Source organism: Nonomuraea sp. ATR24 (assembly GCF_041950485.1).
GTDB classification, from domain to species: domain Bacteria; phylum Actinomycetota; class Actinomycetes; order Streptosporangiales; family Streptosporangiaceae; genus Nonomuraea; species Nonomuraea ceibae.
The window spans coordinates 193,820-218,058 of record NZ_JBGNUU010000013.1; the positions used below are offsets into that span (position 1 = coordinate 193,820).

Sequence of the window (24,239 nt, forward strand, 5' to 3'; positions counted from 1 at the left end):
GGGCCCGCCGTGATCGTGATCGTGTCAGCCCCGGTTGGGTGAAAGGCCGAGCTGCATGCCCTTGAGGCTGGAGCCGCGCTTGCTCAGGCCCGCGGCGATCGAGCGGAGCTCGGCGGCGGCGGGCGAGTCGGGGTCGGTGAGGACGAGCGGCTTGCCCTCGTCGCCGCCCTCGCGCAGCCGCAGGTCGATCGGCACCTGGCCGAGCAGCGGCACCCGGGCGCCGAGCGTGCGGGTCAGCGCGTCGGCGACCGTCTGGCCGCCGCCCTCGCCGAAGACCGCGATGCGCTCGTCGCAGTGGGGGCAGGGCAGCCAGGCCATGTTCTCGATGACGCCGGCGATCTGCTGGTGGGTCTGGGCCGCGATGGACCCGGCCCGCTCGGCCACCTCGGCGGCGGCCATCTGCGGCGTGGTGACGACCAGGATCTCGGCCCCCGGCAGGCGCTGGGCCACCGAGATGGCGATGTCGCCGGTGCCGGGCGGCAGGTCGAGGAGCAGGACGTCGAGGTCGCCCCAGTAGACGTCGGCGAGGAACTGGTGCAGCGCCCGGTCGAGCATCGGCCCACGCCACACGACCGGTGTGTTGCCCTCAGGCTTGAACATGCCGACCGAGATGACCTTGATATCGTGCGCCACCGGCGGCATGATCATGTCTTCGACCTTGGTGGGCCGCTCGGCGGCGCCCAGCATGCGCGGGATGCTGTGGCCGTAGATGTCGGCGTCGACGATGCCGACCTTGAGGCCGCTGGAGGCCATGGCGGCGGCCAGGTTGACGGTCACGGACGACTTGCCGACGCCGCCCTTGCCGCTGGCCACCGCGAACACGCGGGTCAGCGAGCCGGGCTGGTTGAAGGGGATCTCCTTCTCCGGCCCCCGGTCGCCGCGCAGCGTGGTCTGCAACGTCTTGCGCTGCTCGGCGCTCATCACGTCGAGCTCGATCTCGACGCCGGTGACGCCGGCGAGCTTGGCGACGGACGTGGTGACGTCGCGCCGGATGGTGTCCTTCATCGGACACCCGGCCACCGTGAGGTAGACGCCGACCCGCACCTTGCCGTCTGCGGCGATGTCGATGCCCTTGACCATGCCGAGGTCGGTGATCGGGCGGCGGATCTCGGGGTCGATGACGGTGGCGAGGGCGGCCGTCACCTGTTCCTGGGTTGGTGCCATCGAAGTCTCGGCACGCCCGCGAACGAGGGTGCCGTCCCTCCTTTGCCGGTATATGTGTGACAGGCGCCTGCACGCCAGTGAGGATGCCCCTCCATGGTATGAACCAGGCGGGCCGTCCCGTTAATCCAGCGCGGTTTTAGGTGTTTGTGCAACGTTCTAAGGTTACTCCGTGACTGTTCTGCCCGACGAGGGGCTCACCGCCGGGGAGCTGGCGGTCTGGCGCGGTCTGCAGCGAGCCCAGCTGGGCATCACCCGTCACCTGGAGGCCGAGCTGCTCGACGGCCACGACCTGCCGCTGGCCTCGTTCGACGTGCTGACGCACCTGGCCGAGGCGCCGGGGCGGCGGCTGCGGATGAACGACCTGGCGGGCCGGGTGCTGCTGTCGCGCAGCGGGCTGACCCGGCTGATCGACCGGTTGCAGCGTGACGGGCTGGTGACGCGCGAGGCGTGCGCCGACGACGCCCGCGGGCTGTTCGCGGTGCTGACGCAGGCCGGCGTGGAGCGGCTCGCGGAGGCCACGCCCACCTACCGGCGGGGCGTGCGGGCGATGTTCCTGGACCGGCTAACGCCCGGCGACCTGGCCCAGGTGCGCGGCCTGCTCGACCGGCTCACGGACGCTCCCTGAGGTCCTCGGCCAGCCGCTGGAGCTCCGAGCGCAGGTAGTCGCGGGTGGTCACCTCGCCCAGCGCCATCCGCAGCCCGGCGATCTCCCGGGTCAGATACTCGATCTCCGCCTGGTTGCGCTCGGCGGTCTCGCGGTCCTGCTCGTACTGGATGCGGTCGCGGTCGTCCTGGCGGTTCTGCGCCAGCAGGATCAGCGGCGCCGCGTACGAGGCCTGCAGCGACAGCATGAGCGTCAGGAAGATGAACGGGTACGGGTCGAACTGCAGGCGGTCCGGGGCGGCGACGTTCCAGAGAATCCACACCGTCACGAACACGGTCATGTAGACCAGGAACCGCGCGGTGCCGAGGAAGCGCGCGATCCGCTCCGACAGCCGCCCGAACGCCTCGGGGTCGTAGTGCGGGCGCAGCGAGCGGCGCAGCTCCCTGGGCTGGTCGAGGCGCTCGCTCGTCACGGCTCCGGCCTCTCGCGCCAGTCCTCCGGCAGCAGGTGGTCCAGCACGTCGTCCACGGTGACGGCGCCGACGAGCCGGTTCAGCTCGTCGACCACCGGGGCCGCGACCAGGTTGTAGTTGGCCAGGTAGAAGGCCACCTCCGGCAGCGTGAACTCGGGCCTGATCGGGTCGATCGACGGGTCGATGACGGCGCCGAGCAGCGTCGACGGCGGGTCGCGCAGCAGCCGCTGGAAGTGCGTCACCCCCAGGTACGGGCCCGTCGGCGTCTCGTTCGGCGGCCGGGTGATGTAGACCTGGGCGGCCACGGCGGGCGTCAGGTCGTGCTGCCGGATGTGCGCCAGCGCCTCGGCCACGGTGCCGCTCGGCGGCAGGATCACCGGCTCGCTGGTCATCATGCCGCCCGCGGTGTCCTGCGGGTAGGTGAGCAGCCGCCGCACCGGGGCGGCCTCCTTGGGCTCCATCAGCGCCAGCAGCTCGGCCGCCTGCTGGTCGGGCAGGCCGCCGAGCAGGTCGGCGGCGTCGTCCGGGTTCATCTCCTCCAGCACGTCGGCGGCCCGCTCGGGCTCCAGCATGCCGAGGATGCCGATCTGGTCGCCGGGCGGCAGCTCCTCCAGCACGTCGGCCAGCCGGTCGTCGTCGAGCGCGCGGGCGATCTCGATGCGCCGCTTGCCCGGCAGGTCGTGCAGCGCGCTGGCCATGTCGGCGGCCCGCATCTCCTCGAACGAGGCGATCAGCCCGGCCGCCCCCTGGTCCTTCTGCAGGATGTCGAACCCGGACACCTCGTCCCAGTCGACGACCTTCGGCTCGCGCCTGCGCCTGCCCTTGTAGACGGCGACCTTGGTGACCTCCCAGGTGGACGGCTTGATCTCGGCCATGGCCACGTCGTAGACGGTCATCTGCTCGTCGCGCACCCGGACGGTCAGGTCCAGCATCTCGCCGATCACCAGGGTCTCCGTGACGCGCTGCTCGAACCGGCGCATGTTGATCCGCCCGGTAAAGATCACCGCGCCTGCCTCGATGCCGCGCACGCGGGTGATGGGCAGGAAGACGCGGCGGCGCGGCTGGACCTCCACGACCATGCCGTGCGCGCTCGGCGGCCGGCTGCCCCGCAGGGTGGTCACCACGTCGCGGATGCGGCCGATCTGGTCGCCGGCGGGGTCGAAGACCGGGGTGCCGGCCAGTCGTGCCACGAAGATCTGCACGTCAGCCACGTTAACAGGGGCCCGGCGTTGCGCCGGGGACCCCGAGCGTGTCAGTATCAAACGTTTCGAACGGTGATTACTCCTCCCTGGTGGTGCGCCCATGCGGTATGCGGGACTCGCGATCGCTTTCGTGTCCTCGGTGTGCTTCGCGTTCTCCGGACCGATGGCGAAATATCTCATCGCGGCCGGGCTCGCCCCCATCGAGGCCGTATGGGCGCGGATGGCCGGCGCCGGGCTGCTCCTGCTCGCCGTGCTCGCGCTGGTCAAACCGGCCGCGCTGCGCATCCCGCGCTCGCGCCTGCCGTTCTTCGGGGCGTACGCGATCGTCGCGGTCGCGGGCGTGCAGGCGCTCTACTTCGTGGCGATCACCCGGCTGCCGGTCGGCATCGCGCTGCTGCTGGAGTTCATGGCGCCGGTGATGGTCGTGCTCTGGGTGCGGTTCGTGCGGAAGGTACGGCTCGCCAGGGCCGCGTTCGTGGGCGCGGTGACGGCGGTGCTGGGGCTGGGCATCGTGGTCGAGTTCTGGGACGGGCTGCGGCTCGACGCGCTGGGGCTGTTGCTGGGGTTGGCCGCGGGGGCGTGCTGCGCCGGATATTTCCTGATGAGCGATAGCTTCGGCGACGACGTGGACCCGCTCGGCCTGATCGCCTGGGGCATGACCGGGGCGGCCGTCGTGCTGCTGCCCTTCGCCCGGCCCTGGGACATCCCGTGGAGCGCCTTCGCCACCGCCGCCACCCCGGCCGCCGGGGCGTCGGAGCTGCCGGTGCTCGGCGCGTATCTGTGGATGGTGCTCGTCGCCACCGTGACGGCCTACATCCTGGGCGTCAACGCGGTGCGCCGCCTGTCGGCCGCCGTGGGCGCCACCGTCGCCTCGCTGGAGGTCATCGGCGGCGCCGTCGTGGCCTGGGTGCTGCTCGGGGAGGCGCTGGGCGTCTTCCAGATCATCGGCGGCCTCATCGTGCTGTCGGGCGCGCTGCTCGCCCAGACCGCCACCGCGGGCGCTCAGCCCTCGCCCGCCACCGGCCTCGCCGAGCCGGTGCGCACCTGACGCCTCAGCAGGTGCACACCGGCTTGGGCGTCAGCCGCAGCACCGAGGAGCCGGCCGCCCACCGCTCGGCCAGATGCTCGCTGTCGGTCGTGTTGAGCCGCTCCTTGACCAGCGCCGCGACGGCCTCGGGCTCGGCGGCCTGGTCGACCAGCTCGATCCTGGCCTCGAACTCGGCGAGCCTGGCGCCGTTGTCCTTGCTGCGCAGCGTCACCCAGACGCTGCCGAGCCCCTCCAGGCCGGGCAGATACTGCTCCTCGCCGCCCGTCACCACGTAGATGGCGCCGTCGTGCCAGGTGTGCCAGGCCAGCCGGGCACGGTCGAGAGAGAGCCAGAGGACGCCGGACTTCTTGGCGCCCTCGATGATGGCCCCGTTGATGTCGGTCACGGCTAGACCTTAGCCGGGGGGCCGATTCCGGGAGGGCCGAACGGGCCACTAGCGTGGGCGCATGCGTTCACGTCGCTCGGTTCTCGCGGTGCCCGGCAGCAATCCCCGGTTCCTGGAGAAGGCGCAGGGCCTGCCCGCCGACGAGGTGTTCCTCGACCTGGAGGACGCCGTCGCGCCCCTGGCCAAGGAGGAGGCGCGCCGCAACATCGTGGCCGCGCTGCGCGAGGGCGACTGGACCGGCAAGACCCGGGTCGTGCGGGTCAACGACCTGACGACGCAGTGGACGTACCGGGACGTCATCGAGATCGTCGAAGGCGCCGGCGACCAGCTCGACTGCCTGATGCTGCCCAAGGTCCAGGACCCCACCGAGATCGTCTGGCTCGACACGCTGCTCACCCAGATCGAGAAGACGATGGGCTTCGAGGTGGGCCGCATCGGCATCGAGGCGCAGATCGAGAACGCCCGCGGGCTGGTCAACGCCGACTCCATCGCCGGTTCGTCCAAGCGGCTGGAGACGCTGGTGTTCGGGCCGGCCGACTTCATGGCCTCGATCAACATGCGCACCCTCGTCGTGGGCGAGCAGCCGCCCGGCTACGAGGAGGGCGACGCCTACCACTACATCCTGATGCGGCTGCTGATGGCCGCCCGGATGCACGACCTTCAGGTGATCGACGGGCCCTACCTGCAGATCAGGGACGTCGACGGCTACCGGCGGGTCGCCCGGCGGGCCGCGGCGCTCGGCTTCGACGGCAAGTGGGTGCTGCACCCGTCGCAGATCGAGGCGGCCAACGAGGTGTTCTCGCCGTCGCAGGAGGACTACGACCACGCCGAGCTCATCCTGGAGGCGTACGAGCACTACACCACCGTGGAGCGGCGCGGCGCGGTCATGCTCGGCGACGAGATGATCGACGAGGCGTCGCGCAAGATGGCGCTGGTCGTGGCCGCCAAGGGCCGGGCCGCCGGGCTGACCAGGACGACCCGGTTCGAGCCCTAGACCTTCAGCCCGATCGTCGTGAAAAACCAGAACGACGAGGTCAGCCAGAGCCCCACCAGCGCGGTGAACGCCAGCCCGCCCAGCACCGGCAGCGTCCAGCCCGGCGCGTCGGCCCTGCGCAGCGACAGCATCTTGGCCACGAACACGCCGTAGAAGAAGCAGCCGAGCAGCGAGTGGACGGCGACCCTGGCCACGTCGTACTGCAGCCCGAGCGCGTACAGGCAGTGGAACGCGACCGGGATCGTCAGCAGGAACGCCAGCCTGCCCGACCAGCGGTGCACGCCCGCCGGGATGTCGACGCCGAGCCGGCCCCACAGCGACAGGGCGGAGACGACCTGCACCAGCGCCAGCACGGTGGCGCCCGTCGTCAGCCACACCTTCATCGGCAGCGCGGCCGAGAAGCCCGCGACGCCCACGGCGAAGCCCGTCGGGGTGTGCGCGCGGCCGTACACGCCGAGCGCGACCATGATCAGGCCGCCGGCGAGCAGCGGCAGGAGCAGCGCGGCGGCACGGGCCGGGCGGTGCTGGATGGCGGTCATCGCATCTCCTCGATGAAGCCGTCGACGTCCTCCGGGTAGACGGTGGTCCCGCCGACGGTGACGGGGCCGGTCGGCTCGTCGCCGTCCAGCCGGGGGACCGGCACCTGCTCGTCGCCCGCGAACGCGGTCCCGACCTGGGTGAACCCGCCCTGCGGATCGCGCAGCACGATCCAGCCGGCGCGGATCCTGGCCCCTCTGACGATGGCGCTCGCCCGGTACAGGCCGGACGGCTTCTTCGCCACCGGGGCCACGAAGGTCCAGCTCTTGCCGCCTATCGACACCCGGCCGGTGGCCCTGCCGTCGCCGAGCTCGGCCTCGACCTTGGCCCCGCCGGAGCCCTTCAGCACGAGCTCGTCGCCGGTCGCGTCGCCCTTGAACCAGACCTCGGTTCTGCCGTCGCAGAAGTAGCCGATGGCCTTGCCGTCGCGGACGGAGATCGCGATCAGGCCGCCGTTGCCCTTGACGCGGCCCGCGTAGTCGGCCCTCCTCGGCGCGGCGGGCACGGACTCCTCGAACGTGGGGGTGGCGCTCGGCTCGGGCGTGCTCTCCGCCACCGGCGCGTTGGTCCCGGTGGTGTTCCCGGTGGTGCCGGCGGCGTTGTCGCCGGTGACGGCGGGGGTGTCCGCCGCGGGTGTCGCCGTGATGCTGGCGACACCCAGCCCCACGGCGAGCACGGCGCCCGCCGTCAGGGTGATGACTGGTCCCAGCCTTGACATGGATGCGCTCCCAGGGTCGACATGACCTACGTCCCTGAGCATCCGCCGAAATCGCCGCGCCGTCTGTGAACTATTGCGTACAGGCTGGGAAGATTCTGTAGATGCAGGAGAATCCTGGGCCACCGCATTCCTACGGCACGTACCCGTACCCGCCGCCGCAGCCGTCCTGGTACGTGCCGACACCGCGCGGCGCCCGCTACGACCATCTGGCGCGCACGCCCGCCGCGCAGCTCTGGCGGCAGGTCGTCGGCACGCTCGTGGTCGCCGCCGGGTTCTTCGCGGTCGGGTTCGTCGTGCTGCTCGCCGGGATGATGCTCGGCACGATCCTCGGCATCCCGCCGCCCGCCAACCCCGAGCAGATCTCCGGCGACCCGGTGTTCGGCATGGCCCAGCTCCTGCTGTCGCTGGCGGTGGTGCTGCCGGTGGTGTTCGGCACGGTCGCGCTCGTGCAGCGGCGGCGGCCGGGCACGATCTCCTCCGTCGCCGGGCGGCTGCGGTGGGGCTGGATGCTGCGCTGCGCCGCGCTGGCCGTGCTGGCGCTGGTGCTCGGGCAGGCCGCCCAGCTCGTCACCCTCGCGATCACGGGGGAGCCGGTCGACGACTTCTTCGGCTGGGTCGGGTGGGCGTACTTCCTGCCGGCGCTCGTCGTCATCGTGCTGCTGGTGCCGTTCCAGGCGGCCGCCGAGGAGTACGTGTTCCGCGGATGGTTCCTCCAGGCGTTCGGGGCGCACGTGCGCAATCCGGTGTGGAGCATCCTGATCAGCTCGGCGGTGTTCGCGGGGATGCACGGCTACTCGTCGGCGGGGCTGGTGGACGTGTTCCTGTTCGGGGCGGTCATGGGGTTCCTGGCGGTGCGGACCGGCGGGCTGGAGGCGCCGATCGGGCTGCACGTGGTGAACAACATGGTGGCGTTCGGGCTGAGCGCGGCCTCGGGGCAGCTCGACGACGCGCTGTTGCAGGACCAGGTGCCGTGGCAGTCGCTCGCGGGGTCGCTGGTGCAGCTGGCGGTGTACGCCATCGGCGTGCTCTATCTCGCTAAAAAGCGGTCAATCAGCGCCTATTCCGGATAAATCGCCGCGCAGTGCCGGGAATCTCGCTAGAGAGGTCTCGCCATTCCGGCTCCGGCATGCTGGTCTGGATGTCGTGGGTTGCGAGCGTCATTCGGAAGTGATCATCGGCGCCCCCCGGGGTAGAAGCAGTTGGAACGGTCCGCCTCCCCGCGGCCCGATCCACCCGCCGACCAGGCCAGACCTGACACGTGGAGGAGGTACGGCGCGTGGCCTCCGGCGCCAGTGACGAGCCTCGGCTACCGCCGGGCGACGACGACCCGGGTTCCGGGAGCGGATCCGGCGAACCCCGGATCCGGCACACCCCGCCGGGTCCCAGCGACGACCGTGCCCGCGGCTTACCGGTGACATCCCCCTGGGGCATGCCGCCGTTCGCCGCCCCCACCCCCGAGGACGACGACGAGGCCGCCGAGGACCCGCCCAAGGGCCGGCGCCCCTACAGCTCCCCGACGGCCGACCCCGAGACCGAGCCGCGCCGCCGTCCCCGCCGCACGGTCAACCGGCCCGACAAGCTCGTCGCCTCCGGACCGCCCCGCCCCACGCCGGAGGCCGCCAAGCCCAAGGAACCCCCCTACCACCTGCCTCTCCCGCAGACCGATGACGACGACGAGCCGCGCCCCGTCCGCATCCCCCCGTACCTCCTCACCCACCATCCCCCGGCCCCCGCCCCACCCGACGCTCCCGTACGGCCTCCCGCCCCGGAAGAAGCGGACCCCGTACGGCCCCTCGCTCCCGAGGAGGCGCGGGCCGAGGGCGGCGAGGTGGGCGAGGAGACCGTGCGGCGGGTGGGGAGGCCGCCGGCGGGGCGGCCGACGCGGCCGGACCTGCTCGTGGCGGCCGGCCCGGAACGCCCCGGCAACGGGGGCAGGCACGAGCGGGCCCCGGCCCCGTCGGCGATGCGCCGGGCGAGCCCGATGCGGCGGCGCCGGCGCGGCACGGTGCCGATGGCCGTCACGCTCGTCGTCGCCCTGCTCGTGGCGGGCGGCGTGCTGCTGTGGCAGTGGGTCACCCCCGACGACCCCGGCCTGAGGCTGGCGGCGGGCGTCGGCAGGCCGGGAGACAGCCTGTTCACCGTGCCCGCCTCCACCGGCCTGGGCTCCAACCAGAAGCTCAACGACATGGCCTCCGTCGGCGGCGCGGTCGTGGCGGTGGGCAGTGACATGACGAGCCCGACGCCGCGCCCGCTGTTCCTGTTCTCGCCCGACGGCGAGCGGTGGCGGCTGGGCCGGGTGACCGGCGCGGCGGCGCCCACGGTGCAGCGGGTCGTCGGCGGCGGCGGACGCTGGCTGGCGAGCGGCGGCGACGAGCTGACCGGGCGCGCCATGTGGACGAGCGCCGACGGCCTGAGCTGGGAGGCGGTGGAGCCGGCCGGGCTGGCCGCGTTCCGCGACGGCGACGTGGTGCACGACATCGCCAGGACCGGGTCCGGGTTCGTGGCCGTGGGCCGCTCGACCCTGCAGAACGGCGGCGCGGGCGCGGCCGCCTGGCACTCCGCCGACGGCCGCTCCTGGGACCGCGTCGACACGCGCGGCCTGGACGTGGGCGAGCTGCGCGCGGTGGTGGCGAAGGGCGACACGGCGGTGGCGCTGGCCCAGCCGGGGCAGGGCGACGGCTCGCGGGTGCTGCGCTCGGCCGACGGCGGCCGGAGCTGGGCGGCGACCGGGTTCCAGCTTCCTGAGGCGATGCCGAGGGCGGGCTCGCTGGCGGTGGCGCCGAAGCGGTTCGTGCTGGTGCCGGTCCGCCACCGCACGGCCTCGGGCGACGTGCGCGTCTACTGCTCGCCGACGGGCGCGGAGTGGTCGCAGTGCGGCACGATCGACGAGCTGGGCGGGCAGAGCCCGGGCGTGGAGTCGCTGATCTCGCACGCGTCGGGCGTCGCGGCCGTCAGCCAGGCGAACCTGGGCGGCTACTCGGTGCTGACCAGCGCCGACGGCGGGTCGTGGAAGGAGCGGACGGAGCTGGGCGACCTGGCGGGGGCGACGCTGCGCGGGTTCACGATCTCCGGTGACGGCACCCTGTTCGCGGGCGGCGACCAGGCGGCGGCCGACGTGGACAACCAGCTCGTGCTGATGGCGGCGCCCGAGCGCGGCAAGCCCGCCCGGGTGCGGCTGGCAGGGGTGGACGGCCTGTCGCGGGCCGCCCGCGAGACCTCCCGGGTGGCCAGGCACGACGGCCGTTACGTCGCGGTGGGCTCGGCGTCCGGCGACGCCGGCATCTGGACCAGCCTCAACTGGCAGGACTGGACGTCCATCAGCCTGGGCGGCCCGCGCCAGCAGCGGCTCAGCGAGGTGGCCCACGGCCGCAAGGGCTGGCTGGCGGTCGGCGCCACCCAGACGGACGTGCAGGTCACCGAGCCGCTGCTGGTGGCCTCGGAGGACGGCCGGGCCTGGCGCAAGGTGGCCGCCGACGGCGATCTGGCCCGGCCGGGCGACCACCCGTACCTGGACGCGCGCGTCCTGGCCGCCGGGCCCGACGGCTACGTGCTCGCGGGGGAGGACCGGGGGCCGACGGGCACGGTGTCGGCCGCGCTGTGGTTCACGCCGGACCTGCGCCGGTTCACCCGCTCGGACAAGCTGCCGCAGGGCGGCTCCGACGTGCGGATCCACGACCTGGCGGCCACCTCCGACGGCTATGTCGCGGTCGGCGGCGCGGGCGTGGGCGCCGGCGAGAGCGGCGTCGTGTGGGTCTCCGACGACGGCGTCAACTGGAAGGCGCGCAAGCGCGTCGCCCCGCCGGGCACGTCCTCGGCCGGGCTGCGCCAGGTGGCCGCCTACCAGGACCGGCTCGTCGCCATCGGCGCCGCCGTGACGGACGAGGGCGCCCGCCGCGCCTTCTCCGCCGTCTCCGAGGACGACGGCGCGACCTGGCGCACGGCCTGGCTGCCCGCCGAACGGGCGGCGGCGGTGTACGACCTCGCGGCGGCCGGCCCGGGGCTCGTCGCGGTCGGCTGGCACGGCACGCCCGGCGACGGCGACAGCGCCGCCTGGACCTCCGAGGACGGGATCGGCTGGAGCCGCCTGGACCTGACCGAGGACAGCCTGGCGGGGCCGGGGGCGCAGTGGCTGACGGCGGTGACGGTGGCGGGCGAGGAGGTCGTGGCGCTGGGCCGCTCCACCACCTACAGCGACGACCACCTCATCCTGTGGACCTCCACCCTCACGTCCAGCCGCTGATCAGGGCGGGAGCGCGTCCCACTCCCGCAGCGCCTCCAGCAGGCCGGGCGAGAGGGCCAGGCGGGTCAGCTCCGTGCGGGCGCACCAGCGGGCGTCGACGGCGTCGTCCGACGCGCTGAGCACGCCGCCGGTGACCGTGGCGAAGTAGTCGCGGATCTCGTACGTGACGCCGGCCGGGCCGGGACGGTCGACGGCGCCGGCGAGCGGGCCGACGGCGACGCGCAGGCCGGTCTCCTCCATGACCTCGCGGCGGACCGCGGCCTCGTCGCTCTCGCCGGGCTCCACGCGACCGCCGGGAAGCGACCACAGCCCGGCCGACGGAGCATGGCCGCGCCGTACGAGAAGCAGCCGCCCGGCGTCGAAGATGATCGCTCCCACACAATTTACGCGCACATGGCCAAGATTACGACGGGATAACGATGAGCGGCCTTGACGGGGCCGGGCCCGAGGAAGCACCGTGGGTAGCTGTGAGAGCGGCTCCAACGTGCCCACGGTGTTTTGGCCCGCTTCACGGGCCCGGTGCGTGGTCCAGCGCATGGCGTTGTGACGCGCACGGAGACGTCCTGCCGTATCAGCCGCCCCGGCCGCCGTCCGCGACGGCCCTGGAGGCGATGCGGAAGAACTCCATGGTGCCCGTGTGGCTGCCATGGCCGTTGCCGTCCAAATGGATGGTGACCGGCTTCGCGGAGGTGGGCGACGAGCACAGAGGCGTCCGGGCCAGCGTGGTGGCGCTGAGCGGGCCGTCGTTCATGCACGGGCCGGCCGACCTGCTGATCGTCGCCGAGGAGCCCGGGGTGGGGCTGGGCGCGGCGTTCGCCGGGCTCGACGGGCCCGACCCGGGCGAGGGGTTCGACCACGGGCCGCCGAACGCGAAGATCGAGGTGCTCGGGCACCCGACGCCGCTGTGGTGCGTGGGCGCGGCGGCCGACCGGGCCGTCTACGCGGGCGAGGCGGCGGGCAACTGGCTGTGGACGATCGCCTGGCCGTCGGAGGCCGGCTGCCTCATCGCGCTCGCCGAGCTCAGCCTGCTCGATCTGCGCGACCTCGACCTCGACGTGCCTTACGGGGCGTTCTCCCCGAGACTGGAAGACTGACAGGCGTTCCCCCTCGTACGGCGTGCTGGGGGAGCGGTGCTGAGGTTCTTCGTCGAGGCGTTCGTGACGATGTTCGTCATCATGGACCCGCCGGGAGTCATCCCGCTCTTCCTCGCCTACACCTTCGGGCGCACCGCCCAGGAGCGCAAACGGGTCGCCTGGCAGGCGTCGGTGACCGCGTTCTGCCTGATCGTGGTGTTCGCGGTGTTCGGCCAGGCGATCCTCGGCTACCTGCACGTCGAGGTGGCCGCCATGCAGATCGCGGGCGGGCTGCTGCTCCTGCTGGTCGCGCTGGAGCTGCTGCGCGGGGCGGCCGAGCCGCGCGCCGACACCGTCCGCTCCAACGTGAACGTCGCCCTGGTGCCGCTCGGCACGCCCCTGCTCGCCGGGCCCGGCGCGATCGTGGCGACCATCGTCTTCGCCCAGCAGGCCGCCGGGGTGCCCGGCGGCATCCTGGCGCTCGGGCTGGCGATCGCGGCCGTGCACATCCTGCTGTGGCTGTTCATGCGCTTCTCCGTGAGCATCATCCGCCTCATCAAGGAGAACGGCGTCGAACTCGTCACCAGGATCGCCGGTCTGCTCCTGTCGGCGCTGGCCGTGCAACTCATCATCAACGCGATTCGCTCACTCACGCAGACGGGCTAGAGTTCGGAGGCGTGACAGCGCGTATCGAGCGAGTGGTGACCGAGGGCGTCGTCGAGATCGACGACGTCGAGCACAAGGTCGAGAACAACACGTGGATCATCGGCGATGACGACGAAGTGATCGTCATCGACCCGGCGCGTGACGCCGACAAGATCCTTGAGCAGGTCGGCGAGCGCGAGGTGCTCGCCGTCATCTGCACCCACGGCCTGCCCGACCACGTCGGCGCGGCCATCGAGGTGGCCAGCCGCGACGAGGCGGTCATCGCCCTGCACCCCAAGGACAAGCCGCACTGGCGGGAGACCTGGACCGAGACCTGGCCCGACATCGACATGGAGGACGACGGCATCTTCGGCGTCGCCGACGTGCAGCTCGATGTCATGGAGACGCCCGGGGTGACGCCGGGCGGCGTCTCGCTCTACTGCGAGGCGCTGGAGGCGGTCTTCACCGGCAAGACCCTCCAGGCCGACGGCCCGGGCAAGCTCGGCGGCGAGTACCCCCGCCTGGCCGACCAGCTCACCGCGATCGGCGGGCGGCTGTTCACGCTGCCGGCCGCGACGCGGGTGCTGCCCTCGCACGGCGAGGAGGTCACCGTCGGCGACCTGGAGCCGCACTTCGACGACTGGATCTCCGGCTCGCTGACCCGTGAGCCCGCTCCCGAGGGCCCGCTCTCCGACGGCACCCGGGTGTCGGGCATCAAGCTCAACCCGGGCGACGAATAGGGTGCAGGGCCAGCTTCCGCTGGAAGGGATGCCGCGGCGGCTCTATTCGTGCACGCCGTCGCGGTTGAACGCCTGGCTCGACTGCCGGCGCCGCTACCGGTTCACCTACCTGGACCGGCCGCAGCCGTCCAAGGGCCCGGCCTGGGCGCACAACAGCGTCGGGGCGAGCGTGCACAACGCGCTGGCGGCCTGGTGGCGGGAGCCGTACGAGCGGCGCACCCCGCTCACGGCGGCCACCCTGCTCACGAGCGGGTGGATCACCGAGGGGTTCAGGGACGGGGAGCAGTCGGCGCGGTGGCTCGCGCGTGCCCGCGACCTCGTGTCCGGATATGTCGCGACTTTAGACCCCAGTGATGATCCGGTCGGCGTCGAACGGACCGTCGCCACCCGCACCAAGGTCATCGCGCTGTCCGGCCGCATCGACCGGCTCGACCGGCGCGGCGACGAGCTGGTGGTCGTCGACTACAAGACCGGGCGGCGGCCCCTCACCCAGGACGACGCGCGCTCCTCGCTCGCGCTGGCGGTCTACGCGATCGCGGCGTCCCGGATGATGCGCACCCCCGCCCGCGCCGTCGAGCTGCACCACCTGCCGACCGGCGAGATCGTCGAGTGGCGGCACACCGACGAGTCCCTCGGCCGCCACCTGAGCCGCGCCGAGGAGATCGCCCTGGAGGCGGCCGACGCCGACGACCGCTATCGCGCGGCGGTGTCCTCCGACGCCTCCAGCGCCCCGAGCCGCCGCTCCCGGTCCGCCCCGGCCTGGGACACCGGACCCGGCGGCCCGGCTCCCCACGCGCCGCCTCAGCCGCGTCCAGCGGAGCCTGAACCACGGCCCTCGGCGGATCCGGGCAACCCGGGAGCCGCCTGGCCGTCCAAGGACGACCTGCGGCGCGAGCGCGCGTCCGTGGGCCCGGCCGCCGTGCCCGCCGAGATCGACGCGCTGTTCGCGCCCAGCCCGGGGCCGATCTGCGGGTGGTGCGACTTCCGCCGCCACTGCCCGGAGGGGCTGGCCGCCGCCCCCGAACGCCGCCCGTGGGACGGCCTGGCGGAATAGCGCACCCCTGACCGGCCCGGTCAGGAGGTGGGCCAGTGGCGAGGATGGATGGCGCCGGTCAGGGGCCGGGCCAGTGGCGAGGGTCGACGGCGCCGCGCAGCCCCTTGCGGACGTCGTAGCCGGCCGCCGCCAGCCGCTGCCGGGAGTCGCGCAGCATCCGCCGCGTCGCGGGCAGGAACGCCCGGTCGTGCAGCGGCTCCGGCAGCGCGTTCATGGCCAGCCTGAACGCCGCCAGCCCCGCCGTCACCGCGCCCCGTGGCACCTCAGGGAGCATCCCGTACATCCGCCTGGCCCAGTCCGGCAGCGTGTAGTAACACAGCGCCCCGAACGGGAAGTAGACCGGTTTCCCGGCCGACAGCAGCCGCAGCCGCGGCGGCATCTTCGGCCACAGCAGGAACCGCACGGCCGCCCTGGCCTCCTCCGTGACCCGCAGCGCGGGCCTGGCCGCCTTGAAGTAGGCCGCCATCTCGGCGCGCGAGCCGGGCACGTCCTCGGGGTGCAGCCCCACGTAGGCGGCGCTGCGCCGCTGCTCGGCGAGGTAGCGGTCGGCCTGCGGCCCGGTGAGCGCGAGCCCGCCGCGCCGGGCGACCTCCAGGTAGGACGAGACCTCCGCGCAGTGCACCCACAGCAGCAGCTCCGGGTCGTCGACCCGGTGCGCCCGGCCGCCGGGCCCGACGACGCGCAGGCTCCGGTGGATGCCGCGCACCCGCCTGCCGATCGCGCCGGCCTCCTCCGGAGTGCCGAACGTGACCCGCCCCACGAAGTCGGCGGTACGGCGCAGCCTCCCGAACGGGTCGGTGCGGAAGTCGGAGTTCTGCCAGACGCCGAGCATCGCCAGCGGGTGCAGAGCCTGGAGCATCAGCCCCCGGACGCCGCCGACCCACATCGTGCGGTCGAGGTGCACCCGCCAGGTCGCGCTGCGCGGTGACTGGACGGCGAGGGTCGGGACGGCGAGGTCTTCGGACATGGTGGACGCATGGTTACACAGCGCCCGATCGAGTGTCCAAAAAGTGGCTTTCGGCGTCGTTCCAGAAGCGGACCAGCGCGGCGGCCGTCGTCTCGGGCGCCTCCACGGCGGGTGAGTGCACGGCGCCCGGCACCACCACGCACTCCGCCTCCAGTGTGGCCGCCATCTCCGCCTGCGTCTCGGCCGGCCAGCCGTCGTCGTGCTCGCCGTACAGGACCAGCGTGGGCACCTCGATCTGGCGCAGCTCGGGCGTGCGGTCGTGCATGGTGAGCACCTGCTCGGCCATGCACGCCAGCCCGGTCGGGGAGTTGGCCAGCAGCCGCTTGCGCAGGAACGCCATGATGTCGTCGGGCACCCCGGCGGCCACGGCCTCCGGCTCGAACCTGGCGTGCCACACGTGCTCCAGGCCCAGCTCGGGGATCTCGCGCAGCATCTTGCGGCCGTGGTGGGCGCGCTTGCCGGCGATCGCCGACGGGCCGGAGCTCATCAGCGTGAACGAGGCGAACTTGGTGCGCCCGTCGATGACGGCCTCCCGCGAGACCAGGCCGCCGAAGGAGTGGCCCACCAGGTGCACCGGCTCGCCGCCGCCGAGGGTCTGCGCGAGCTGGTCGACGTCGGCGCCGAGCGCCGCGCAAGTGTAGGCGCCGGGGTCGTCGGGGCCCGGCGACTCGTACTGGCCGCGCAGGTCGATGGCCAGCACCTGGCGGCCCGACTGGGCCAGGGTCTGCAGGACCGCGATGAAGTCTTCCTTGCTCCCCGTCAGGCCGGGCACCAGGAGTGCGGGCCAGCGCTCCACCACGCCGCTCACCGGCGACGCCTCCAGGGCCGCGAACGTGCCCTCGGGGGTGTCGATCTTGCGTGGTGCAACGCCGGGAGGCAGCTGCAGGAATCGCGGCGTACTCACGTGGGGCAACAATACCCAGAGGTCAGTGCGTCAACACCGGCTAACCTCCTACGCTGGTGCCGGATTTCGGGGGAGTTGCCAGCTTATGGGGGTGCCGGACGCCGGGTCCGGGACGCGCGGCGCGTACCTGGAAGGCCGGTGCGCGGGGTTCCGGCCGGAGCGCTCGCCCGCCCGTCACGGGGCCCGCTGACACGCGGAAGGGCGCGCACCCGGGTGGGTGCGCGCCCTTCACACTGCGCTCTTCACACTGCGCTCTTCACACTGCGGTCGTCAGCCCGCGCGGCGGCGGTTGCCGCCGCCACCACCGCCACGAGCCTGGCGGCGCTGCTGCTTGCGCTCGGTGGCGGCGGACGGGGCGATGTCGTCGTCGTCCGTCGCCAGGTCGGGCGACTGGAAGATCACCGTGAACGGGCTCGGCGGGATGATCCGCTCCGGCTCCCTGGACGCCGCGGGCGGCGGCGGGGTGGTCAGGAAGCTGGGCACCGGCTCGGTCGGCGACGGCTCGACGGCAGGCGCCACCCGGACCGGCTCCGCGGCCCGCGCCGGCTCCGGCGCCCGCGTGGGCTCCGGCGCCCTGGCGGGCTCAGGAGCGCGTACGGGCTCGGCGGCCTTGACGGGCTCGGGCGCCTTGACGGGCTCGGCGGCCTTGACCGGCTCGGCGCTCACCACGGGCTCAGCGGCCTTGACAGGCTCTGTGACCTTGGCGGGCTCTGTGGCCCTGGCCGATTCGGCGGACGCCCGCTCCGCCGACGAACGGCGGGTGCGGCGGCGCGGCTCGGCGGCCACGGCCTCCACCTCGTCAGCAGAGATGATCGCGGGCGTCTCCTCCGGCTTGCGGGAGCGACCGTTCACGAGCTCGACCTCCGGCGTCTCGACGGGAGTGCCCTCTTCGGCGGACTTGCCACCACGGGTGCGGCGGCGCTGGCGAGGCGTGCGGGCCGGACGGCGTTCGTCACGTTCCTCACGCTCGTCACGGCGTCGGCCGCCGCGGTTGCGGGGGCGGCCCGTCTCGCCGAGGTCCTCGATCCGCTCCGCCGACAGCCCCGCCCGGGAGCGGTTGGCGTGCGGCAGCACGCCCTTGGTGCCCTCGGGGATGTTGAGCTCGGTGAAGACGTGCGGCGAGGTGGAGTAGGTCTCGACGGGCTCGGCGAAGTCCAGGCCGAGCATCTGATTGATCATCTTCCAGCGGGTCAGCTCCTCCCACTCCACGAACGTGACCGCGATGCCCGTGCGCCCGGCCCGGCCGGTGCGGCCGATGCGGTGCACGTAGGTCTTGTCGTCGGTGGGAGCGTCGTAGTTGACCACGTGGGTGACGTCGTCGATGTCGATGCCTCGGGCCGCCACGTCGGTGGCCACCAGCACGTCGATCTTGCCGTTGCGGAAGGCGCGCAGAGCCTGCTCGCGCTGGCCCTGGCCGAGGTCGCCGTGGACCGCCGCGACCGCGAAGCCGCGGGTGTCGAGCTGCTCGGCGACCATGTCGCAGGCCCGCTTGGTCTCGCAGAAGACCATGGTGAGCCCGCGCCCCTCGGCCTGGAGCAGCCGGGCGACGATCTCGATCTTGTCCATCCGGTGGGTGCGCCAGACGATCTGGCGGACCTGCGGAGTGGCCTCACCCTCGCCGCTCTCGTGCTCGGCGCGCACGTGGGTGGGACGGTTGAGGTACTTGCGCGAGAGCGAGACGATCTCACCCGGCATGGTGGCCGAGAACAGCATCGTCTGCCGCTGCGCCGGGATCAGCTTGAAGATCCGTTCGATGTCGGGCAGGAAGCCCAGGTCGAGCATGCGGTCGGCCTCGTCGAGCACCAGGCTGGTGATCTGGCTGAGGTCGAGGTGCTTCTGCTTGACCAGGTCGAGCAGGCGTCCGGGGGTGCCGACGATGACGTCGACTCCGGCCTTCAGCGCCTCGATCTGCGGCTCGTACGCGCGACCGCCGTAAACGGTCAGGACGCGCGAGCCGAGCTTGCCCGCGGCGGTGACGAGGTCCTCGCTCACCTGGTGGGCCAGCTCGCGGGTCGGCACGACGACCAGCCCGCGGGGCTTCTTGCGGTTCTTGCGCGGCTTGCCGATGCTCTGGAGCATCGCGATGCCGAACGCGTAGGTCTTGCCCGTGCCCGTGCGTGCCTGTCCGATGAGGTCCTGGCCGCCCAGTGCGAGCGGGAGAGCCATCTCCTGGATCGGGAACGGTGTGGTGATGCCCTCGGTCTCGAGGGCATCGGCGATTTCTGGTGTGACTCCGAGGTCTCGGAAAGTCGTCAGCGTGGCCTGCCTCAGTCTCAAATGAAGGCGGGCCTGCCGGGACCGATCGGGCGGAAAAATACCCCCGTGCCTGGGTCCTCGCGGTAGAGCCAGCCCTCTCATGTCATCAGCGACCGCGCACCCGGGGAGCGGGGGCATCCGGGAGAGATTCCCCCGAATTTACACAGTGCGGTCGCACTTTCACAGAGCAGTGTACTCGATACCACAACGCTGGCCGAGCTCACGTATGTTCCCGAAGATTGACCGAAGTACGCTGCGACGTATGAACGAGTCCCCTGCGGTCGTCGATTTGCTCGGCGTCCTGGCCTATGCCGAGCTCAGCGCCTTCACGCGGATGACCGACGACGCGGCGCGGCTGGCGCCCACGCTGGCCGACCGGGCCGCGCTCAGCGAGCTGGCCGTGGCGGAGTACGCGCACTTCCGGCTGCTGCGCGACCGGCTCACCGAGCTGGGCGCCGATCCGGACGCGGCGATGCAGCCGTTCGCCGAGGCGCTCGACGCCTGGCACCGCCAGACCACGCCGACCGACTGGCTGGAGGCGCTGGTCAAAGCCTATGTCGGGGTCGGCATCGCGCTCGACTTCTATCGGGAGGCGGCCCGGCGGCTGGAGCCCGCGATCGCCAAGCTCGTGGACGAGGTGCTGGCGGACGAGGGGCGGGCCGGGTTCGCGGTCGAGCGGGTCAGGGCGGGCATCGCCGCCGACCCGGTCGTCGGCGGGCGGCTGGCGCTGTGGGCCAGGCGGATGGTCGGCGAGGCGCTCAGCCAGGGGCAGCGGGTGGCCGCGGCCCGGCCGGAGCTGGCGATGATGCTGGTCGAGTCGGGGGCCGACGACCAGGCCGAGATCTCCCGGATGTTCGCCCGCCTCACCGAGGAGCACAACAAGCGCATGGCGGCGCTCGGCATCTGAACCCGGTGCAGGGCTGTCGAGGGGATCGCACGGCGCGGGGCGGCGAACGGCTGTAGCGTGCCAGGCATGAGGGCCTCGCGCCGCTACGGCAGTTCCTTGACCAGATGTGGGCCGAATCGCTGGCCGTCGCGGGCCGTGCTGCGCAGGGGAGGCGCGTGGTGCCCGGCCCGGGGGCCGGAGATCGCCCCCCGGCGCCGCCGCCCACGCGGCTGCCGCCTCGCCTGACCTGATCTGACCTGACCTTGATCGGGCACTGATCGGGCCCGGCCTGGTCCGGCCCGCCAGACCCGCGACCCCCGGGGCCGGTGGAACGCGGTCCCGGGAGTCAGGTCGTGCGGGCCGGAAAGGTCAGAGGGTGCCGCCGAAGCCCACCGGGCGGGATTCGTCCTCGCCGATCTCGATGAAGCCGAGCGCCGCCACCGGCACGACCACGCGCCTGCCCTTCACGTCAGTGATGGCGAACACGCCCCGCTCGGCTGCCAGCGCCTGCCTGATCTCCTCCTCGACCTGCTCCGACGACAGGTCGGTCTCCACCACGAGCTCGCGGTGTACGGAACGTACCCCGATCTTGACTTCCATCGTGCTCCCTTTCGACGGGGCTGTGCTGGTCCCATCGTGGCCGCTGCGTGCCGGAAACACGCCGATTGATCGCGCCCAGCGAACGGGTTATGCCGTACGCGGAAAACCGCTGATGCCCCGCCAGGCCAGCCGGGCCATGAGCTGCTCGGCCGCGTCCTTCGGGATGGAGCCGTGCTTGGTCACCCAGTAGCGGGCGCTGACCTCGGCCATGCCGACCAGCCCGACCCCGAGCAGGTGCGCCTCGTCGCTGGTGCAGCCGGTGTCCTCCTGGATCACCGCGCTGACCATCTCGGCGCACTCGCTCAGCGACCGCTCCACCCGCTGCCGCACCGGCGCCACGTTGCGCAGGTCGGACTCGAAGACCAGGCGGAACGCCTCGCCCTGGGTGGAGACGAAGTCGAAGAACGCGCTGAACGTCGCCTGGACCCGCAGCTTGTTCTCGCTGGTGGAGGCGAGGGCGTCGCGGCAGCGGTTGACCATGTCGTCGACGTGCAGGTCGAGCAGCGCCAGATAGAGCTCCAGCTTGCCGGGGAAGTGCTGGTAGAGCACCGGCTTGCTGACCCCGGCCCGCTCGGCGATCTCGTCCATGGCGGCCGCGTGGTAGCCGTTCTCGACGAACACTTCCTGCGCGGCGCTGAGCAGCTGCCGGCGGCGGGCGAGTCGGGGCAGCCGGGTGCCCCGGGGCTTGGCGTCCGGGGTAGCGGTCACGCGGGTCTCCAACGTCTTCGTGCGGATCGTGCCGACATCCTACGCGCGGGTAGCCGCCGCCTCAGCGATAGTCGTCATCGTCGAGCTCGACCACGCGGTCCTGGTCGGCCGCGTCGGCGGGGTCGACGTCGAACGGGACCTCCCGGCGCGGCCGGGACTCGTCCTCGCTCAACCGGCGCCGCTGCTCGACGGCGTCGGCCTCCGGCGCCTCCAGCGGCCGCTCCTCGTCGTCGGCGAAATTCGCCTCGTCCCCGCGTACGTCCATCTCCGACATGTCGTTCCCCCTTCACATGTGGCCCCGTTGCGTGCGGACGCACCCAGCCTACGCCGCGTCGAAAAGGTCGCCGTGCTTCTCCACCCTGGCGAGCACGTCGGCCGTGGTGAACACCAGGTCGTCGGCGTGTTCGCAGGTCTCGACCTCCTTCCACAGCAGCGGCGTGGAGACCGTCGGCCTGGCCCTGGCGCGCAGCGAGTAGGGGGCCACGGTGGTCTTGGCCGGGTTGTTCTGGCTCCAGTCGATGAACACCTTGCCGGGCCGCAGCTTCCTCGCCATGACGCTGACCACCTCGCCCGGATGCTCCTTGGCCAGCGCCTGGGCCAGCCGCTTGGCGTACGCGGACGGCTCCTCGCGGCCGTCCCAGGCGGCGTAGAGCTGCATGCCCTTGCTGCCGCTGGTCTTGGGCCTGGCGGTGAGCCCGTCGGCGGCCAGCACCTCGCGCAGCATGAGCGCCACCCGGCAGCACTCGACGATCGTGGCGGGCGGGCCCGGGTCCAGGTCGAACACGAGCGTGTCGGGCGGCAGCGCCTCGCCGTCGTCCGAGACGCGCCACTGCGGGACGTGGAGCTCCAGGGCGGCCAGGTTGGCGTAGTAGACGAGGGTAGGCAGGTCGTCGACGACGGCGAAGTCGATGCTCTCGCGGTCCTTGGTGCTCCCCGGCACCGGCAGCCGGACGCGCCGGACCCAGCCGGGGGTGTGATCGGGGGCGTTCTTCTCGAAGAACGAGGCCCCCTCGACGCCGTTGGGGTAGCGCTTGACGGTCAGCGGGCGGCCCGCCAGGTGGGGCAGCAGCACCGGGGCGACGCGGCTGTAGTAGTCGATGACCTCGGCCTTGGCGAATCCCTCCTCCGGGTAGAGCACCTTGTCCAGGTTGCTCAGCGTGAGCTCGCGCCCGTCCACCTTGACGGGGACCTTCACCGCGTCACCTCCGCAGGGAGCTTGTCCGCCCGCAGCCCGCGCCACACGGGATGGCGCAGCCGTTGGTCGTCGGTCCACATCGTGTAGGCCACCTCCCCGACCAGATCGGGTCTAACCCATCGATTACGCCACGGGACCGCGTTGCTGAACGGGCTCCGCGCGATCTCCAGCGGCGCCAGCATCTCGTACAGGAGATCCAGGGCCTCCTCGGTGAAGCCGGTCCCGACGTGGCCGACGTACGTGAGGCCGGCGGGCGTGAACACGCCCATGACGAGCGAGCCGATGCCGCCCGCCCGGCGGCCCTTGCCGGGCTTCCAGCCGCCGATCACCACTTCCGTGATGCTCAGGTTCTTGACCTTGATCCAGGCGGGGGAGCGCACGCCGGGCTGGTAAGGAGAATCGAGCCGTTTGGCCACCACGCCTTCGAGGCCCTGCTCCGAGGTGGCCGCCAGCAGGCCGGAATCGCCGGGGAAGTAGGGAGGGGCGCCGATGTCGAGCTCGTCCAGGAGGCTGCGCCTGGCCCGGTACGGCAGGTCGCACAGGGACATGCCGTCGAGATAGAGCAGGTCGAAGGGCAGGTACGTGACGGGGTAGCGCTCCAGGATCAGCGGCTCGGGGTCGGTCAGGTGCATGCGCCGCTGCAGCCGGACGAAGTTCGGCCGGCCGTGGCGGTCCAGCGCCACCACCTCGCCGTCGATGACCGCACTTTTCATGCCGAAGTCCGAAATTTCGGGGTAGCGGCGGGTGTAGTCAGCCCCGTGCCTTCCCGTCACCCGGAGGCCACCGTCCACGTGCACGATGGCGCGAATGCCGTCCCACTTGACCTCGAGGCCGTACCGGTCGTGATCGGAGGGTAGTTCCCCTGGTACAGCCAGCATTGGTTCAATCGAGTGTGGCATTGGTTGCACCATGACGGGTATGTGCCCATTGGTGGACCGCCCGCTACTGCTGAGGAGTGCCCATGCGCAGCATCTGGAAAGGTGCGATCTCCTTCGGGCTGGTCACCATCCCCGTCAAGCTCTACTCGGCCACCGAACAGAAGGACGTCAGCTTCCACCAGGTGCACCGCGAGGACGGCGGCCGCATCCGCTACAAGAGGGTGTGCACCGTCGACGGCGAAGAGGTCGCCTACGCCGACATCGCCAAGGGTTATGAACTCGGCACCGGCGAGATGGTCGTGCTGACCGACGAGGACTTCGAAGGACTGCCCCTCAGCACCTCCCGGCGCATCGACGTGCTGCAGTTCGCCCCGGCCGAGCAGATCGACCCCATCTACTTCGCCAAGTCCTACTACCTCGAACCCGACGCCCAGGGCGCCAAGCCGTACGTGCTCCTGCGCAACGCCCTGGAGAGCTCCGGGCAGGTCGCCGTGGTCAAGGTGGCGCTGCGCCAGCGTGAGTCGCTCGCCACGCTGCGGGTCCGCGACGGCGTGTTCGTCCTGGAGACCATGCTGTGGCCGGACGAGATCCGCAAGCCCGACTTCGAGTTCCTGGACGAGGACATCGAGGTACGGGCCCAGGAGCTCAAGATGGCCGAATCGCTCATCACCACGATGGAGGCCGACTTCGACCCCACCGAGTACCACGACACCTACCGCGAGGCGCTGCAACAGGTGATCGAGGCCAAGGTGGCGGGCAAGGAGGTCGTCGCGGCCCCCGAAGAGGAGGAGGCCGGGCCGGCCGTCGACCTCATGGCCGCGCTGCGCGCCAGCGTCGACGCCGCCAAGCGCGAGCGCACCGGCGGGGGCGCCGCCAAACCCAAGAGGGCCGCCAAGGAGTCCAAGGAGTCGAAGGAGTCCAAGGAGAAGGAGGCGGCCCCCAAGCGCAAGGCGCGCAAGTCCGCGTGAC

General features: G+C 72.2%; 26 protein-coding genes. 11 read left to right on the forward strand and 15 right to left on the reverse strand.

Annotation, left to right across the window (positions count from 1 at the left end; genetic code table 11):
- Window positions 1-24: 24 nt before the first annotated feature.
- Window positions 25-1,164: an Mrp/NBP35 family ATP-binding protein gene (locus tag ACBI99_RS29105; protein ID WP_375073960.1), complete on the reverse strand. Its 1,140-nt coding sequence runs from the start codon at window positions 1,162-1,164 to the stop codon at window positions 25-27.
- Window positions 1,165-1,333: 169 nt separating this feature from the next.
- Between ACBI99_RS29105 and ACBI99_RS29110 the strand changes: the two genes are divergently transcribed.
- Window positions 1,334-1,789, forward strand: a complete 456-nt coding sequence (locus tag ACBI99_RS29110) for a MarR family winged helix-turn-helix transcriptional regulator (RefSeq protein ID WP_219504785.1) — start codon at window positions 1,334-1,336, stop codon at window positions 1,787-1,789.
- On the opposite strand, the gene ACBI99_RS29115 is transcribed toward ACBI99_RS29110, so the two are convergent.
- Together ACBI99_RS29115 and ACBI99_RS29120 are read right to left on the reverse strand one after the other, a co-directional pair.
- Complete coding sequence (locus ACBI99_RS29115) at window positions 1,773-2,240, reverse strand: DUF1003 domain-containing protein (RefSeq protein WP_357589954.1); 468 nt, start codon at window positions 2,238-2,240, stop codon at window positions 1,773-1,775. The genes ACBI99_RS29110 and ACBI99_RS29115 overlap by 17 nt on opposite strands.
- The gene (locus ACBI99_RS29120) at window positions 2,237-3,442 is read right to left on the reverse strand and encodes a magnesium transporter MgtE N-terminal domain-containing protein (protein WP_375073961.1); all 1,206 of its coding nucleotides are present in this window, start codon (window positions 3,440-3,442) and stop codon (window positions 2,237-2,239) included. Before ACBI99_RS29120 ends, ACBI99_RS29115 begins: the two co-directional genes overlap by 4 nt.
- Window positions 3,443-3,542: 100 nt before the next feature.
- Here ACBI99_RS29120 and ACBI99_RS29125 point away from each other — a divergent pair, with 100 nt between their 5' ends.
- A complete protein-coding gene (locus tag ACBI99_RS29125) occupies window positions 3,543-4,490 on the forward strand; it encodes a DMT family transporter (RefSeq protein ID WP_219504788.1) in 948 nt (315 codons plus the stop codon).
- 4 nt (window positions 4,491-4,494) lie between these two features.
- Here the strand turns inward: ACBI99_RS29125 and ACBI99_RS29130 are convergent, their stop codons facing one another.
- The gene (locus ACBI99_RS29130; protein WP_246644768.1) at window positions 4,495-4,875 is read right to left on the reverse strand and encodes a hypothetical protein; all 381 of its coding nucleotides are present in this window, start codon (window positions 4,873-4,875) and stop codon (window positions 4,495-4,497) included.
- Window positions 4,876-4,936: 61 nt separating this feature from the next.
- On the opposite strand from ACBI99_RS29130, the gene ACBI99_RS29135 reads away from it, so the two are divergent.
- Window positions 4,937-5,869 (forward strand): HpcH/HpaI aldolase/citrate lyase family protein, encoded by a 933-nt coding sequence (locus ACBI99_RS29135; protein ID WP_375073962.1) that lies wholly within the window; start codon window positions 4,937-4,939, stop codon window positions 5,867-5,869.
- Here ACBI99_RS29135 and ACBI99_RS29140 read toward each other — a convergent pair.
- Together ACBI99_RS29140 and ACBI99_RS29145 are read right to left on the reverse strand one after the other, a co-directional pair.
- Window positions 5,866-6,408 (reverse strand): DUF6529 family protein, encoded by a 543-nt coding sequence (locus ACBI99_RS29140; protein ID WP_219504790.1) that lies wholly within the window; start codon window positions 6,406-6,408, stop codon window positions 5,866-5,868. The genes ACBI99_RS29135 and ACBI99_RS29140 overlap by 4 nt on opposite strands.
- On the reverse strand, window positions 6,405-7,124 hold the full coding sequence (locus ACBI99_RS29145) for a hypothetical protein (protein WP_375073963.1): 720 nt from the start codon (window positions 7,122-7,124) through the stop codon (window positions 6,405-6,407). The genes ACBI99_RS29140 and ACBI99_RS29145 overlap by 4 nt, the downstream gene beginning before the upstream one ends.
- Before the next feature lie 101 nt (window positions 7,125-7,225).
- Between ACBI99_RS29145 and ACBI99_RS29150 the strand changes: the two genes are divergently transcribed.
- Together ACBI99_RS29150 and ACBI99_RS29155 are read left to right on the forward strand one after the other, a co-directional pair.
- Window positions 7,226-8,194, forward strand: coding sequence for a CPBP family intramembrane glutamic endopeptidase (locus ACBI99_RS29150; RefSeq protein ID WP_219504792.1), 969 nt, complete (start codon window positions 7,226-7,228; stop codon window positions 8,192-8,194).
- Window positions 8,195-8,535: 341 nt separating this feature from the next.
- Window positions 8,536-11,364: a hypothetical protein gene (locus tag ACBI99_RS29155; protein WP_375073964.1), complete on the forward strand. Its 2,829-nt coding sequence runs from the start codon at window positions 8,536-8,538 to the stop codon at window positions 11,362-11,364.
- Here ACBI99_RS29155 and ACBI99_RS29160 read toward each other — a convergent pair whose 3' ends face one another.
- Window positions 11,365-11,742 (reverse strand): NUDIX domain-containing protein, encoded by a 378-nt coding sequence (locus ACBI99_RS29160; RefSeq protein WP_308125734.1) that lies wholly within the window; start codon window positions 11,740-11,742, stop codon window positions 11,365-11,367.
- Window positions 11,743-11,783: 41 nt separating this feature from the next.
- Here ACBI99_RS29160 and ACBI99_RS29165 point away from each other — a divergent pair, with 41 nt between their 5' ends.
- Genes ACBI99_RS29165 through ACBI99_RS29180 form a run of 4 tightly spaced genes read left to right on the forward strand, consistent with a single transcriptional unit; the run spans window position 11,784 to window position 14,876 of the window.
- Window positions 11,784-12,458 carry a DUF6758 family protein gene (locus ACBI99_RS29165; protein WP_246644770.1) on the forward strand — a complete coding sequence of 225 codons (675 nt, stop codon included), beginning with the start codon at window positions 11,784-11,786 and terminating at the stop codon, window positions 12,456-12,458.
- 36 nt (window positions 12,459-12,494) lie between these two features.
- On the forward strand, window positions 12,495-13,103 hold the full coding sequence (locus tag ACBI99_RS29170; protein WP_308125735.1) for a MarC family protein: 609 nt from the start codon (window positions 12,495-12,497) through the stop codon (window positions 13,101-13,103).
- Window positions 13,104-13,114: 11 nt separating this feature from the next.
- A complete protein-coding gene (locus tag ACBI99_RS29175; protein ID WP_219504796.1) occupies window positions 13,115-13,822 on the forward strand; it encodes an MBL fold metallo-hydrolase in 708 nt (235 codons plus the stop codon).
- 28 nt (window positions 13,823-13,850) lie between these two features.
- Window positions 13,851-14,876, forward strand: coding sequence for a RecB family exonuclease (locus ACBI99_RS29180; RefSeq protein ID WP_375073965.1), 1,026 nt, complete (start codon window positions 13,851-13,853; stop codon window positions 14,874-14,876).
- A gap of 58 nt (window positions 14,877-14,934) precedes the next feature.
- Here ACBI99_RS29180 and ACBI99_RS29185 read toward each other — a convergent pair whose 3' ends face one another.
- From ACBI99_RS29185 to ACBI99_RS29195, 3 genes are all read right to left on the reverse strand, one after another.
- On the reverse strand, window positions 14,935-15,843 hold the full coding sequence (locus ACBI99_RS29185; RefSeq protein ID WP_375073966.1) for an oxygenase MpaB family protein: 909 nt from the start codon (window positions 15,841-15,843) through the stop codon (window positions 14,935-14,937).
- Window positions 15,844-15,856: 13 nt separating this feature from the next.
- Window positions 15,857-16,747, reverse strand: a complete 891-nt coding sequence (locus ACBI99_RS29190) for an alpha/beta fold hydrolase (RefSeq protein ID WP_375073967.1) — start codon at window positions 16,745-16,747, stop codon at window positions 15,857-15,859.
- A gap of 270 nt (window positions 16,748-17,017) precedes the next feature.
- Window positions 17,018-18,913, reverse strand: coding sequence for a DEAD/DEAH box helicase (locus ACBI99_RS29195; protein ID WP_375073968.1), 1,896 nt, complete (start codon window positions 18,911-18,913; stop codon window positions 17,018-17,020).
- A 352-nt stretch (window positions 18,914-19,265) separates the two neighbouring features.
- Between ACBI99_RS29195 and ACBI99_RS29200 the strand changes: the two genes are divergently transcribed.
- Entirely contained in the window at window positions 19,266-19,910 is a 645-nt protein-coding gene (locus ACBI99_RS29200) for a ferritin-like fold-containing protein (protein ID WP_219504803.1), read from the forward strand.
- Between the two features lie 348 nt (window positions 19,911-20,258).
- On the opposite strand, the gene ACBI99_RS29205 is transcribed toward ACBI99_RS29200, so the two are convergent.
- From ACBI99_RS29205 to ligD (ACBI99_RS29225), 5 genes are all read right to left on the reverse strand, one after another.
- Window positions 20,259-20,489 (reverse strand): DUF3107 domain-containing protein, encoded by a 231-nt coding sequence (locus ACBI99_RS29205; protein WP_049574576.1) that lies wholly within the window; start codon window positions 20,487-20,489, stop codon window positions 20,259-20,261.
- Window positions 20,490-20,576: 87 nt separating this feature from the next.
- Window positions 20,577-21,197, reverse strand: coding sequence for a TetR/AcrR family transcriptional regulator (locus ACBI99_RS29210; protein ID WP_219504804.1), 621 nt, complete (start codon window positions 21,195-21,197; stop codon window positions 20,577-20,579).
- Between the two features lie 61 nt (window positions 21,198-21,258).
- Window positions 21,259-21,471, reverse strand: coding sequence for a hypothetical protein (locus ACBI99_RS29215; protein WP_246644781.1), 213 nt, complete (start codon window positions 21,469-21,471; stop codon window positions 21,259-21,261).
- A gap of 48 nt (window positions 21,472-21,519) precedes the next feature.
- Complete coding sequence (ligD, locus tag ACBI99_RS29220) at window positions 21,520-22,392, reverse strand: non-homologous end-joining DNA ligase (protein ID WP_219504807.1); 873 nt, start codon at window positions 22,390-22,392, stop codon at window positions 21,520-21,522.
- Complete coding sequence (gene ligD, locus ACBI99_RS29225; protein ID WP_375073969.1) at window positions 22,389-23,303, reverse strand: non-homologous end-joining DNA ligase; 915 nt, start codon at window positions 23,301-23,303, stop codon at window positions 22,389-22,391. The genes ligD (ACBI99_RS29220) and ligD (ACBI99_RS29225) overlap by 4 nt, the downstream gene beginning before the upstream one ends.
- A 50-nt stretch (window positions 23,304-23,353) precedes the next feature.
- Here ligD (ACBI99_RS29225) and ACBI99_RS29230 point away from each other — a divergent pair, with 50 nt between their 5' ends.
- Window positions 23,354-24,238: a Ku protein gene (locus tag ACBI99_RS29230; RefSeq protein ID WP_375073970.1), complete on the forward strand. Its 885-nt coding sequence runs from the start codon at window positions 23,354-23,356 to the stop codon at window positions 24,236-24,238.
- The last annotated feature ends 1 nt before the right edge of the window (window position 24,239 follow it).

What these genes read in the sequence shown, in the direction of transcription:
- ACBI99_RS29105 (WP_375073960.1), bottom strand. Translation starts at nt 1,164, where the DNA reads ATGGCACCAACCCAGGAACAGGTGACGGCCGCCCTCGCCACCGTCATC.
- ACBI99_RS29125 (WP_219504788.1), top strand. Translation starts at nt 3,543, where the DNA reads ATGCGGTATGCGGGACTCGCGATCGCTTTCGTGTCCTCGGTGTGCTTC.
- ACBI99_RS29135 (WP_375073962.1), top strand. Translation starts at nt 4,937, where the DNA reads ATGCGTTCACGTCGCTCGGTTCTCGCGGTGCCCGGCAGCAATCCCCGG.
- ACBI99_RS29140 (WP_219504790.1), bottom strand. Translation starts at nt 6,408, where the DNA reads ATGACCGCCATCCAGCACCGCCCGGCCCGTGCCGCCGCGCTGCTCCTG.
- ACBI99_RS29145 (WP_375073963.1), bottom strand. Translation starts at nt 7,124, where the DNA reads ATGTCAAGGCTGGGACCAGTCATCACCCTGACGGCGGGCGCCGTGCTC.
- ACBI99_RS29150 (WP_219504792.1), top strand. Translation starts at nt 7,226, where the DNA reads ATGCAGGAGAATCCTGGGCCACCGCATTCCTACGGCACGTACCCGTAC.
- ACBI99_RS29165 (WP_246644770.1), top strand. Translation starts at nt 11,784, where the DNA reads ATGAGCGGCCTTGACGGGGCCGGGCCCGAGGAAGCACCGTGGGTAGCT.
- ACBI99_RS29180 (WP_375073965.1), top strand. Translation starts at nt 13,851, where the DNA reads ATGCCGCGGCGGCTCTATTCGTGCACGCCGTCGCGGTTGAACGCCTGG.
- ACBI99_RS29185 (WP_375073966.1), bottom strand. Translation starts at nt 15,843, where the DNA reads ATGTCCGAAGACCTCGCCGTCCCGACCCTCGCCGTCCAGTCACCGCGC.
- ACBI99_RS29195 (WP_375073968.1), bottom strand. Translation starts at nt 18,913, where the DNA reads ATGGCTCTCCCGCTCGCACTGGGCGGCCAGGACCTCATCGGACAGGCA.
- ACBI99_RS29200 (WP_219504803.1), top strand. Translation starts at nt 19,266, where the DNA reads ATGAACGAGTCCCCTGCGGTCGTCGATTTGCTCGGCGTCCTGGCCTAT.
- ACBI99_RS29205 (WP_049574576.1), bottom strand. Translation starts at nt 20,489, where the DNA reads ATGGAAGTCAAGATCGGGGTACGTTCCGTACACCGCGAGCTCGTGGTG.
- ACBI99_RS29215 (WP_246644781.1), bottom strand. Translation starts at nt 21,471, where the DNA reads ATGTCGGAGATGGACGTACGCGGGGACGAGGCGAATTTCGCCGACGAC.
- ligD (WP_375073969.1), bottom strand. Translation starts at nt 23,303, where the DNA reads ATGGTGCAACCAATGCCACACTCGATTGAACCAATGCTGGCTGTACCA.
- ACBI99_RS29230 (WP_375073970.1), top strand. Translation starts at nt 23,354, where the DNA reads ATGCGCAGCATCTGGAAAGGTGCGATCTCCTTCGGGCTGGTCACCATC.